This is a genomic window from Streptomyces sp. Root1304, assembly GCF_001426405.1.
Taxonomy (GTDB): domain Bacteria; phylum Actinomycetota; class Actinomycetes; order Streptomycetales; family Streptomycetaceae; genus Streptomyces.
Window position 1 is genome coordinate 303,124 of sequence record NZ_LMEP01000022.1, and the last position, 12,376, is coordinate 315,499.

Genomic DNA, 12,376 nt, shown 5'->3' on the forward strand with positions numbered 1-12,376 from the left:
CTGCGCGAAGAGCGCCGGGCAGGTGCGGTATGCCGCTCACGGAGACCGAGTGGGGGCTCGTCGCCAGTTGGGTGCGGGACCATCTCCTCGACACCCCCGAGCCACGCGAACGGCTGCTCCGCGCCGGTCTCCCCGCCGACTTCGTCGCGGATCTGCCGCTCACCCCCGACCCGGGCCGCAACGCCCTCCTCGTGGTCGCCGCCGCCCGCCGTGACATCGCCCACCAGCGCCGGCTGCTCTCCGTCCTCGCCGGACTCGACGCGCTGGCCGCCATCGACGATCCGCGCGCCTTCGAGCAGGGTGCCGAGGCCCGGAACCTGCTCACCCGGCTGCGGGAGGACGAACGGCTGCGGCGCTCGCCCCGGGACCCCTTCGACAGCCTGCTCCTGAAGCACGGCACCGAGGTCTTCCTCGACCGGAGCGAACTGCGCGAGAAGCTCCGGGGCTTCCTGGCCGACCCGGAGCAGACGGTGCTCGTCGTCGACGGCCCCCCGGACAGCGGCCGGTCCTACACGTACGAGCTGATCCGCCATCTCGGCCAGCACCTCGACTTCCGTCCGGTACGGGTCACCCTGTCGCGCACCTCCACGGCGACGCGTCTGCTGGAGCGGCTCTCGGCCTTCGTGGCGGGGCCGGAGTCCGACGGATTCCCTTTGAATCCCACACGGTTGAACGATCCACTGCCCTCGTTCGAGGACGCCGCCCATCGGATCGTCGCCCGCGCGACCGCCGCCGAGGAACGCTTCTGGCTGGTCCTCGACGACTGCGACCGGCTCGACCCGCACGCGGACGTGTGGGACGCCATCGGCGTCCTGGCGCGCGCCATCTACGAGCACACGCCGGTACGCGCGGACACCGTGCCCCGCCTCGTCCTGCTCGGCTACGCGACGACGATGCGCCAACTCCCCTACGAGATACGCAAGAACGAGTGCCGCGACACCACGCGCGTCGCCAACGAGGCCGATCTCAGGTCCTTCTTCACCGAGTTCTTCGCCGACACCGGCGGAGAGGGACAGGAGAGAGCCGTCCACGAACTCGTCGAGACCTCCGTCGCCGAAGTGCTCCGTGCCGCCGACTCCCCTTCCGGCAGAGACAGTTACATGCGCCGCCTGTGTACGGCGGTGGAGGACGTCGTACGGTTCCACCGGTCCCTGCCCCCGGCGTCACCGCCGCCCGGCGATGCCGGTCACCTGCTGCGCGACACCCTGCGCGCGACCCTCGCCACGCCCGCCGGCACCGTCCTCGAACCCCGCCGTTCCTACCGTGAGGCCGCCTGCCTGCTCCAGGAGTTCGACCCCGCGCTGCTCCGCCTGCCCGGCGAGGAGCGCCCGACCGGACGGGCCGTCCTGGAGCTCGTCGACGACTGCACGGCGCTCCCCTCCCCCGGCGCCACGGTATGGACCCTGAAGCCGGAGGTCCGGGACGCGGCACTGACGGGGTTCGCGGGCCCCGCGTCCGCCCTCAGGGCCCTGCGGACGAATCTCGGCCTGCGACCTGAAGGGCCGGGGCCGGAACGTACGGCCTTGATGCTGCTCACGGGCGCGGGTACGGATGCCGGTGCGGATGCGGGTACGGGAGCCGTCGTCGGAACGGCTACGGATCCGCGTACAGCCGCGGACGTCGACGCCCTCTCCGACACCCTCCAAGCCGTCCTCTGGCTCGGCCGCGTGCCCGGCGTGAGCGGGCTGCCCGCCGTCGACGACGTCCAGCACCGGCTGGAGAAGGCCCGGCTGCTCCAGCCGATGCACCGCCTCGTCCGGGGCACCTTCCACGGCCGCACCGCCGAACTCGACGCCCTGCACGCCTATCTCGCCCTGCCCGAGGAGCCGGCGGAGCCTCCGGTCCTGCTGCACGGCATCGGCGGCATCGGCAAGAGCACCCTGCTCGCCAGGTTCCTCGTCGACGCGCTCGCCGCCGCCTCCCCCGCCGGATTCCCCTTCGCGTACATCGACTTCGCGCGCCCGACGCTGTCCGTCCACGAACCCGCCACCGTGATCGCGGAGACCGCCCGGCAGCTCGGCGTCCAGTACCCCGCGCAGCACGCCGTCTTCGAGGCGCTCGCGGACGACGCGGAGCGGACCGCCGCCGTGCAGCGCGCCGAACGCAACGAGCTCGACGGGCTGTACCAGCTGGCCGGCACCCGGGCCACGATCGGCCGCGACTACTCCTCGGACTTCCACGCCCGCGCCAGCGCCCGCGAGCAGGAACTCGCCCACCGCGTCGCCTCGTCGGTCCACGAAGCGGTCCGCTCCGCACCCGGCGGGACGGCGCCGCCGTTCCTCGTCGTCGTCGACTCCTTCGAGGAGGCCCAGTACCGGGGCTCCCCCGTCATCGCGCGGATGTGGGCGATCTGGACGGCCCTGCGGGCGGGATACCCGCGGCTGCGGTTCATCGTCTCGGGGCGGGCGCCGATCGACCACCCGGCCCGGGTCCTCACCCCGCGCACCATGGAGCTCACCGAACTCGACCACGAGGCCTCGGTGGACCTCCTGATGTCGTCCGGAGTCCTCGACGAGTCGCTCGCCGAGGACCTCGCGGAGCGGATCGGCGGCCACCCGCTGAGCCTCAAGCTCGCGGCCCGCACGGCGGTCGCCGTGGGTTCCGACGCACCCGACATCGGCGGCCTGCTGCGCGGACTCCCGTCCAGGCGCCGCTACTTCGACCGCCAGGTCGACCAGATGCTCATCCAGGGCACGCTGTACGACCGCATCCTCAAGCACATCCCGGAGGACGACGTCCGGGCCCTCGTCCAGGCGGGCCTCGCCCTGCGGTTCATCACCCCCGCGCTGGTCCAGGAGGTGCTCGCCGGGCCGGCGGGGCTGCGGGTCGGCACCCCGGCGGAGGCCCGCCGCCTGTACGGGCTGCTGACCTCACGGGTCGATCTGATGGAACCGGCGGGCCCCCAGGCCATCCGCCACCGGGCCGACCTCCGGACCATCATGCTGCGCCTCTCGGACAGCGCCCGGACAGACCTGATGCGGGCGGTGGACCGCAGCGCCGTCGCGTACTACGCGGCCCGCGAGGGGGCCAGGGACCGCGCGGAGGAGATCTACCACCGGCTGCGCCTCGGCGAGAACCCCCGTACGGTCGAGGCCCGTTGGGAACCGGACGTCGTCCCGTACCTCGGGGGGACCGCCCACCAGGAGATGCCGCACCGCTCCGCCGCCTTCCTCCTCGGCCGGATCGGCGGGCACGTACCCGACCAGATCATGACGGAGGCCGACCAGGAGGACTGGGAGCGGATCGCCGTCCGCGAGGTCGAGGACCTGCTCACCCAGGGGTACGTGGACGCCGCGGCCCAGCGGCTCGCCGAGCGGTGCCCGTGGACGCCGTGCAGCAGGCTGCACGCGCTGCTCGCGGAGACCCTCGCCCGCTCCGGGCGGACGCCGGAGGCGCGCGCGGGGGTCGAGCGGGCGGTGGACGGTGCCGCGGAGGCGGGCTGTGCCGAGACGCAGCTCGAACTGCTCCAGTTGTCGGCGCGGCTCGCCCAGGACGCCGGGGACTTCGCGGGAGCGGACCGGGACCTGCAGGAGGCGGAGGAGATCGCGGCGGGCCTCGGGCTGCGGTACGAGTCGCTCGGCGTGCTGGTCGCCCGGTCCCGGCTCGCGTCGCTGGCGGACCTGGACGCCTCCCCGGCGCGGGAACGCCTCGCGAGGACCCTGCGCGCGATGCCCGACGCCGAACTGGCCCGCCAGCCCTCGCTGGCCCGTGCGGCGGCGGCCACGGCCTGCCCGGCCGACCCCCGCCTCCTGGAGCACACCCTGCGTCTCGTCGGGCTTCCGGCGGACGAGGAGGCGGTCGTGACCGAGCTGGCCCGCTGGATCGCCACCACCGTCCCCGCCGAACCGACGCTCCGGGAGCCGCTCTCCCGCATTCTGGAGGCGGCGGGAGGCAGCGCGGCGTCTCCGCAGGGCCGGGCGGGAACCGTCCCGGGCATCGGAGCCGACGCCGGTCCCGGTGTGGTTCTCGACTCCTCCGGCCTGGACGCCGGCCCCGATGCCGACCTGGACGTCGACCGCATCGAGCGGGACCTGCGGGAGGCACGGCGGCGCGGCACGCTGGACAGCGTCGCCCGGCAGGTGCTGACCCTCCGGGACGAGAGCGGAGACCTGCTCCTCGGGGTCGCGTCCGCGATGGACGCCGGGCCGACGGCGTACGGCGGCGGTGGCGGCGAAAGTGGGGGCGGTGAAGGTCCGGGTGGCGGCGGGACGACCCCACGCCAGGCCAGGGACGCCGCCGTCACCGGCCCGTTCGCGGGTCCCGCGACGACGCGGGGCAGCGCGGTCCGCGGCACCACGGCCACGTACGTACGCGCCGGCGCCGGCCTCTGGGCGCGTCCCCCGCCGACCGCCGCCGGGGCCGCGCTCCGCAAGGAACCGTTCCTGCCGCAGAGCGAACTCGTCCGGGTCCGCAACGCCGCGACGGAGGCGGGACTGGCGGACCGCGACCTCCGCCCGGCCCTGCTCAAGGGGATCCCCGGCTCGTTCACGGCCACCCTGGAGCCGCTGGCCGACCCCCGCGACCAGATCCACGCCGACCTGAACGCGATGAACCAGGTCGAGCGGCTCATCGACGGACTCGTGCCGCTGGAGATCTGGCTGCACAACGCCATCGAGGGCAGCCGGGAGCCGGGCCCGCGCGCGGTCCTCCAGGGCGCGCTGGACACGGTGTCCCGCGCGATCACCGGTGAGGCGGAGCTTCCCGCGGAGATGATGCCCGGGGAGATGAAGGAGGAGATCGTCCTCCAGGACGACACCGTGCCGTACGAGTTCCTGCACGGCGGCATCCGGGCGGGCGCCTCCGTGGCGCTGCTCAGGATCCCGCCGTACGAGTCGGGCGCGCCGCTGCTGCCCTCGTATCCGCACGGGGGTACGGGCTGGATGATCGCTCCGGGACTGTTGATCACCAACCACCATGTGGTGATGGCCCGTTCGCGGGAGGCGGGCGTGCGGCCGTACGTGAGCGACGAGGACCTGCGGCTCCAGGTGCAGATGTCGCGCTCACGGTTCGACTTCGTCGAGAACGCGGCGGCCGCTCCGGAGGCGACGGCCGGTGAACTGGCGGCCTGGGACGCGGCGTTGGACTACGCCGTGGTACGGCTCGCGCCGGGCCAGGAGCCGCGGCCGACGCTCCGGGTCGCGACCCGGCCGCTGCTGGTACGGGAGCGGCAGCGCGTGCCGGTCAACATCATCCAGCACCCGGGCGGCCTGCCGAAGCGCGTCGCGCTGCGCAACAACCTGGTGTACCGGGCCGACGAGCACGACATCCTGTACTTCACCGACACCCGTGGCGGTTCGTCCGGCTCGCCGGTCTGCCTCGACGACTGGACGGTCGTGGGGCTGCACCGGGGCACCAAGAAGGTCGACGACGTCGAGTTCCAGGGCGCCAGGACACGGTTCGTGAACGTCGGAACCCAGATGAGCGGCATCCTCGCCCATCTCGGTGAGTTCCGGCCCGAGTTGTACGAGGAGATCATGGCGGCCCAGTCGGGGCGGCCGGCACCGGGGGACGGGAGCAACGGGAAGCCGAGGTGAGTGACCATGCCGAACGGATCACGGAACGTGTCGCCGGTCGCGACCGCCGCCGAGCGGGTCTTCGGCGATCTGCGGGAGGTCGCCGCGCGGGTGCGCGGTGAACTGGAGGCGGAGATCGCCGAGTCCACGTACGAACTCCCCGCCGCGGCGGCACCGGCGGCGGAGATCTCCCGGTTCGCCCGCGAGGAGCGGGCCCGGGTCCTTGAGGCCGGGGTCAGCGGCCTGGAGAAGCTGGCCGCGCACCGCGAGGACGAGCTCGACGGGGACGAGACCTTCGGTGTGGAGGCGATCGTCCTCCTCGAGGGCCGCCCGGCGATCCTGGTGCAGCGCCAGGACTTCGCCCCGCAGCGGGACGAGTGGGCGATCCTGGACGGTCACCGGCCGGCGATCCGGGAGTCCCTGGCGCGGGTGGGCCGGGTCGAGGTCACCGGGCACCCCAGCCTGGACTGGATCGGAACGGCCTTCCTCGTCGGCCCACGCACGGTGATGACGAATCGTCACGTGGCGTCTGAGTTCAGCCGGTTGGACGAGAACGGGGGTGACGGGGGGCGCTGGAACTTCGCGTACGGGATGTCGGCGCGGGTCGATCCCGCGGAGGAGCTGCCGGTGGACGGCGACGCGACGGCCGGGGCGTCCGCCCCGTACGAGATCACGGAGATCATCGGCATCCACCCCGATGTCGACATGGCCCTGCTCCGGGTCGAGCCCTCGGCGGAGGGCGGTCTGCCCACGCCGCTTGCGGTCGCGGCGGACCCGCCGGCGAGCGTGCCGGGCCGCCCGGTGTACGTGATCGGCTATCCGGCCTGGGACGGGCGGCGCAACGAGCCGGAGTCGATGCGCCGGATCTTCATGGACGTCTACAACGTGAAGCGGCTGCAGCCGGGCACGGCGACGGACTTCACGCCGGGCGGCCTGGTGATGAAGCACGACTGCTCGACCCTGGGCGGCAACAGCGGTTCCCCGGTCTTCGACCTCACCGACCACCGCGTCCTGGGTCTCCACTTCGGCGGCCGCTACCGCACGGGGAACTTCGCGGTCCCCCTGTGGGAACTGCTGGACGACCCGCTGCTGGCGGCGGCGGAGGTGAACTGGGTCTGAAGCCACCCGGCACATCCGACAACCAAAGTTGCATCGCCCGGCATCCGTAAACTACAGTTGTCACATGACAGTGTCGCCCGAGATCACCCCGGAAGAGCGCGGCGCGCTCGACAAGGCCCTCCTGGACGCCCTCAACCCCCTGGCTTCGGCCCTGCGCTCGCGCGCCACGGGCCTGCCGGAACACCGCATGTGGGACGCGGATCCCGTGGAAGTGACCCTGTCGGTCCTGGCCACCTGGAAGGTGCTGGACGCACGGGTCAAACACCTCACCGCGACAGCCGCGGGCACCGCCGGAGCGTACGGCGCAAGCTACGAACAACTGGGAGCGGCCTGGGGCATCACCCGCCAGGGCGCCCGGAAGAAATGGCCGGACGCGGTGGGCAGCCGACCCGCGACGCCCCCGACGATCCTGGAACTGTTCGGCGGCACAGCGGAACTGACGGAGGACCGGACATCGGGCACCTGGACCTGGCGGGCCCGGTCCGCCAACGGCACCCTGGGTCCGACCACCCCCACCCCTTCCCACCCGACGAAGGAGGAGGCCGCAGCCTACGCGGGCGCCTTCCTGAGGGAACACGGCGTGGAGGGCTAGGAGGAAACGCGTTGTGGACACGATCTAGGCGCAGAGGCGCTTGGGGGCGCTTTCCGGTCGGGCGTGGAAGACGATCTCGTGCCCGGCGTCGTCCGTGAAGACGGCCTCCGTCTCGGACTTCAGGGTCATCGTGCCGTGCTGGTAGGGGTTGCCCCACCCCGCGTTCCCCTCGCCGTCGGAGAGCGGGATGTCCGCCGCGAACCACGTCGAGCCGATGTAGGTCCCTTCGATGCCGCAATGCGTGTAGAGGTCGAAGGCGATCGTCCGGCCGGCCGTTGGGGTCCGGTCCGCGCCCGCGCCGCTGTCGGCGCGGGCGCAGCCCGTGAGTGCCCCGGCCGCCAGGGCGAGGGCGAGAACGATCTGTCCAGGTCTCCGAGTCATGGCGTTGGGACGTTCGCGTCGAGCCGCCGGTTCCGTGTCCCGGTACGGGCACGGCGGCCCCTCGCTCCGCCGACGATCTTTTCTTCACACCGTCTTCACTGTCACCATGTGACCTATGACGCACATCGCCAAGGGGGCCAACGTCCCCGTCCCCGTCGCCCCGTTGCGGATCGCCGTAGGGCGGCACCGGGTGCCCGGGATTCCGGTCGTGGACGCCGCCGCCCTGCTGCTCGACGCGAACGGCGTCGTACGCGGTGACGCCGACATCGTCTTCCACCGGCAGCCCGCTCACCCGTCCGGTGCCGTACGGCACTTGGGCGGCGGCGAGGGCGGCGGGCAGCTCGCCGAGTGGCTGGAGGTCGACCTGCCGCGGGTCGAACCGGCCGTCCAGCGGGTGCTGGTCGTCGGGTCCTGCGACGGCGGAACGTTCGGGCAGGTGCCCGGGCTCTGCGCGCAGGTGGTGGCCGACGGCGCGGTCGTCGCGCACTACGACGTGACCGACGCGTCGACCGAGACGGCCTTCGTGCTCGGGGAGCTCTACCGGCGCGAGGGCGCGTGGAAGTTCCGTGCGGTGGGTCAGGGATACGACTCGGGGCTGGCGGGGCTGGCGACGGACTTCGGCGTCGTCGTGGCGGGGGCTGCCGCACCGACGCTCGCGCCGGGGACTGAGCCGACGGCCGCACCGGTGACCGCTCCGGCAGCCGGGCCGGTGCCGCTGGCGACGGCCGGGCCGGTACCGCTCCAGGGCGTGGCCAAGACGGGCTCGGCATCCCTTCACCCGCATCCGCCGACCGCGACGCTGACGCCGCCCTTCGCACCCACCACCGCACCGGCACCCGCGCCCGCCTTCCTGGCCACCCCGCCGCCGTCCGAGCCGACCTCGACCTCACCGACCCCCTTCTCGCCCGCCTCCACCCCCTACTGGGGACCCGGATTCCTCGAATTCGAGCCGGTGGAGTTCCGTGGCAAGGGCGGCAAGACGGTCACCGTCGACCTGCCGTTCCCCCCGGACTCCCCGCCGGTGCTCCTGGAGGCGCGCGTCGAGGAGTACCAGTTCCTCCACGTCGAGATCCCGGGCCGTTCCGACGACATCTTCTGCTCCGAGCTGCCCGACTTCTACGGCCGCGCGCTGCTCGTTCCGCCGCGCAAGGGCGGCCCCGTGAAGCTGAAGGTGGGTCACTCCGGGACGTGGGAACTCACCGTCCTGCCCCTGTCGGCGGCCCGCCCGATCGGCGCCGGAACGGTCGAGGGAAGCGGCCGCGAGGTGTTCCTCCACACGGGCCCGGCGGCCCAGCTCAAGGTCCGGGCGACGGACCGCCACAACGGCTGGTTCCAGCTGAACCACCACCAGGGCGAGACCCCCTCCGACCTGCGACGCCCGGCCGAGGAGCTGGTCCACGCGTGGAACGGCCGCCGGGTGAAGGAGAAGGTCCGGATCCCCGAGGGGCCACTCCTGATCGTCATCGACAAGAGCCGCCACCACTGGGAACTCACCCTCACCCCGGACCCCCTCGGGGGCTGAACGCCCTGTCGGCGACCCATGACACCGCTCCTCCCTCGATCACGGGGACACACGCCCGTGACCAGGGAGGGAACGACCTCGCTCGTCTCGGCGAAGCGTCAGGAGGTCGTGGCGGCGCGGTCGGAGGCGCTGCGCAGCACGCAGAATTCGTTGCCCTCCGGGTCGGCGAGGACCGCCCACCCGGTGCCGTCGGGATTCCGGTGGTCGGTGACGAAGGTGGCGCCGAGGCCCAGCAGCCGTTGCACCTCCTGCTCGCGCGTGGTCTCCGGGCGCAGGCAGAGATGGATCCGGTTCTTGATCGTCTTGGCCTCGGGCACCTGGTGGAAGTACAGCACCGGCCCCTCCGCCGGCAGCACTTGAGCCTCCGGGTGCCCCGGCGGGCATTCGGGGTCCGACGGAGCGCCGGTCACACCACTCCAGAACCGGGCCAGCTCATGAGCATTCACACAGTCGATCGCCACGTTCTGCACCACAGAAACCATGCGCGCGACCCTTCCCGAATCCCCCACCGCATGCCACCGAATTACTCCGCCCGTGGGGGGGCGGCCGTAGGGCTGACCTACCCGTCGGCGCCGAGCACGGTCACATACGTGCCCCGCGCCGTCGTTCCCTCGGGGAGGTGCCATTCCGCCGTGAGCCTGGGGGCCTCGGCCGGGGGCGCGTCCGTGGCCGGGGTCAGGGTGCGGTGGAGCCGCAGGGTGAGAGGGGTTCCCGAGGTCCGTACCCGTACGTCGGTGGCGGCGGGGCCGTCCTCCGCCCGTACGAGTTCCGCTTCCGACCCGGTCGCCGGTGCGACGGGCGCGACCGTGACCGTGCGGTCGGGGGTGTCGGTCTCCGACTGCGCCTGCGCCTGCGTGCGGCCGGTGAGCAGCGCGTACAACTGGGTGACGAGCACCGGGTCGTGGGCTCCGTCGTAGATCCAGCGCGTGCCCAGGACCCCGTGCTCGCAGGTGCCGATGAGGGCGTGCTCGGCGCCTTCCAGGGGGCCCGCGCGGTACGTCATGGGGACGAGGTACGCGGAGCCGTCGCCGTCCGTCACCACCATGAACTCGATGCCGACCTCGCCCGCCGGGTCGTCCAGCCGGAAGCCCCCCGCCTTCGCGGGCCGCGGCTCCGTACCGGCGTACCACTCCCGGGTCGGGAGCCACTCGGTGAGCAGCTCCAGCTTCGTCGGACGCAGGGTGGTGTGGTGGATGACGGCCATCGTGCGGTCTCCCTCGCCTTCGTGCCCCGGCCGCCCTCCGCGCCCCGGGGATCCGCAACGTAACAGACCATGACGCGAGGTCACCGAGCGGGCCCGTTCGACCCGGCCTAGCCTGGAGGTGGAGTTGTCCCCGGCAGGCGGGAGGCCCGCCGTGAGGTGCTCACGCACATGCCGCAGGCGCGTCTGCGCGGGAGTCGCGGGGATCGCGGCTCTCGGGATCTTCGCCGCGCCGGCCGGCGCGGGGACTGCGTTCGCCGCCGACCCACCCGTCCCCGCCCCCTTCGCCGCGCCGGCCGCGCCCTCCGCCTCCGCGTCGGCCCGGTCGGACTTCCCCGAACTCACCCCGGCCGTCGCCGCCCGCCTCGACCAGGCGATCCAGGACGTGCAGAAGGAAGCCGGGGTTCCCGGCGTGACCGTCGCCCTCTCGGCCCCGGGGAAGGGCACGTACATCCGGTCCTTCGGCGTCGCGGACACGGAGACCCACCGGCCGATGGAATCCGGTCTGTACATGCGGATCGGCAGCGAGACCAAGACCTTCACGGTGACCGCGCTGCTCCAGCTCGTCGACCGGGGCAAGGTGGGTCTGGACGACCCGATCTCCCGGTACGTCGACGGCGTCCCGAACGGCGACAAGATCACCCTCCGCCAACTCGCCGCCATGCGCAGCGGCCTCTTCAACTACACGGCGGACGAGGACTTCTTCAAGGCGCTGACCACGAACCCCGAGCGCTCGTTCACGCCACAGGAACTGCTCGACTACGCGTTCGAGCACCCGGTCCAGTTCCAGCCCGGCGCCGGGTTCGAGTACTCCAACACGAACACGGTCGTCCTCGGCCTCGTCGTGGAGAAGGTCGGCGGCATGCCGCTGCAGGACTTCATCCGGAAGAACATCGTCGGCCCGACGGGCATGTCCCGCACGTCCTTCCCGACGGACGCCGCCTTCCCCAGCCCGCACACCCACGGCTACACCGAGCAGACCGCCTCGGGGCAGCTGGAGGACGCCACCGACTGGAACCCGTCCTGGGGCTGGGCGGCCGGCGCGATGATCTCCGACCTCCAGGACCTGCGGACCTGGGCCCGGGTCGTGGCGACGGGGACGCTGCTCACCCCGAAGACCCAGGCCGAGCGCCTCAGGGTCTATCCGGGGGACACCCCCGGCTCCGGATACGGGCTGGGCATCTTCGACATCCAGGGCTGGATCGGCCACAACGGCTCCCTCCCCGGCTACCAGTCCCTGACGGTCTATCTGCCGGAGGCCAAGGCCACCCTGGTCATCCTGCTCAACACGGACGTCACGCACGAGGGCAGCGCCCCCAGCACCCTCTTCGGCAAGGCCGTCACCCAGATCGTGACGCCGGACCACGTCTACGACATCCCGGTCCCGGCGGCTCCGCCGAGCGAGGACCCGGGCGCGGAGTGAGCGACCGGCCGGGCGCGGAGTGACCGAGGACCCGGGCGCGGAGTGACCGTCGCGGGGTTCCCTCCCCCGCCGCGCGACAACCCTGCTGATAATGTCGGAAATGCCGCATTTGACCTGTGGCACGCAGCCGTGCCGCCGTACAACGGGAGCAGGAATGACCGGTGGACCCGAGCCCATCAGCGACGTCGCCCGCGAGGCACTGGAGCGGGAACTCGACGATCTGCGCACCGAACGCGAGGCCGTCGCCGTCACCCTGCGGGGCGGGGGCGGCGACCAGACCGGTGACCGCGCCGACCAGGCCGACGAGCTCGAACGCGCCACGGAACTCGACCGCCTGGACCGCCGCATCGAGGAGATCCACGGACGGCTGAGCGAGGCGAAGGCCGCCGGAGCACCCCGTACGGACGCGATCGGCGTGGGCAGCACGGTGACCGTACGGTTCCAGGACGGCACGGACACCACCGTCCAGATCGGTGAGGTCGCCGCCGTCCTCGACCGGACGATGGTCACCGCCGACAGCCCGCTCGGCAGCGCCCTGCTCGGCCACCGCGCGGGCGACACCGTCGGATACGTGACGCCGGACGGGCCGGCCACCGTTCTCGTCCTGTCGCTCGGCGACTGACCG

General features: G+C 72.7%; 9 protein-coding genes. 6 read left to right on the top strand and 3 right to left on the bottom strand.

Annotated elements, in window-relative coordinates; genetic code table 11:
- The first annotated feature begins 29 nt into the window (after window positions 1–29).
- The 3 genes from ASD33_RS20810 (at window position 30) to ASD33_RS20820 (ending at window position 7,224) form a co-directional block, all read left to right on the top strand.
- Window positions 30–5,534: a trypsin-like peptidase domain-containing protein gene (locus ASD33_RS20810; protein WP_056562367.1), complete on the top strand. Its 5,505-nt coding sequence runs from the start codon at window positions 30–32 to the stop codon at window positions 5,532–5,534.
- 6 nt (window positions 5,535–5,540) lie between these two features.
- On the top strand, window positions 5,541–6,632 hold the full coding sequence (locus ASD33_RS20815) for a serine protease (RefSeq protein WP_056563150.1): 1,092 nt from the start codon (window positions 5,541–5,543) through the stop codon (window positions 6,630–6,632).
- 64 nt (window positions 6,633–6,696) lie between these two features.
- Entirely contained in the window at window positions 6,697–7,224 is a 528-nt protein-coding gene (locus ASD33_RS20820; RefSeq protein ID WP_242427147.1) for a hypothetical protein, read from the top strand.
- 24 nt (window positions 7,225–7,248) lie between these two features.
- Here ASD33_RS20820 and ASD33_RS20825 read toward each other — a convergent pair whose 3' ends face one another.
- Window positions 7,249–7,605 (bottom strand): hypothetical protein, encoded by a 357-nt coding sequence (locus ASD33_RS20825; RefSeq protein WP_056562373.1) that lies wholly within the window; start codon window positions 7,603–7,605, stop codon window positions 7,249–7,251.
- 115 nt (window positions 7,606–7,720) lie between these two features.
- On the opposite strand from ASD33_RS20825, the gene ASD33_RS20830 reads away from it, so the two are divergent.
- Complete coding sequence (locus ASD33_RS20830) at window positions 7,721–9,127, top strand: TerD family protein (RefSeq protein ID WP_079044906.1); 1,407 nt, start codon at window positions 7,721–7,723, stop codon at window positions 9,125–9,127.
- Window positions 9,128–9,225: 98 nt separating this feature from the next.
- Here ASD33_RS20830 and ASD33_RS35530 read toward each other — a convergent pair whose 3' ends face one another.
- Both ASD33_RS35530 and ASD33_RS20840 read right to left on the bottom strand, forming a co-directional pair.
- Window positions 9,226–9,609 carry a VOC family protein gene (locus ASD33_RS35530; RefSeq protein WP_056562377.1) on the bottom strand — a complete coding sequence of 128 codons (384 nt, stop codon included), beginning with the start codon at window positions 9,607–9,609 and terminating at the stop codon, window positions 9,226–9,228.
- A gap of 77 nt (window positions 9,610–9,686) precedes the next feature.
- Window positions 9,687–10,331: a hypothetical protein gene (locus ASD33_RS20840; protein ID WP_056562380.1), complete on the bottom strand. Its 645-nt coding sequence runs from the start codon at window positions 10,329–10,331 to the stop codon at window positions 9,687–9,689.
- Window positions 10,332–10,482: 151 nt separating this feature from the next.
- Here ASD33_RS20840 and ASD33_RS20845 point away from each other — a divergent pair, with 151 nt between their 5' ends.
- Both ASD33_RS20845 and ASD33_RS20850 read left to right on the top strand, forming a co-directional pair.
- Complete coding sequence (locus ASD33_RS20845; RefSeq protein ID WP_056562383.1) at window positions 10,483–11,751, top strand: serine hydrolase domain-containing protein; 1,269 nt, start codon at window positions 10,483–10,485, stop codon at window positions 11,749–11,751.
- A 154-nt stretch (window positions 11,752–11,905) separates the two neighbouring features.
- Entirely contained in the window at window positions 11,906–12,373 is a 468-nt protein-coding gene (locus ASD33_RS20850) for a GreA/GreB family elongation factor (RefSeq protein ID WP_056562386.1), read from the top strand.
- The last annotated feature ends 3 nt before the right edge of the window (window positions 12,374–12,376 follow it).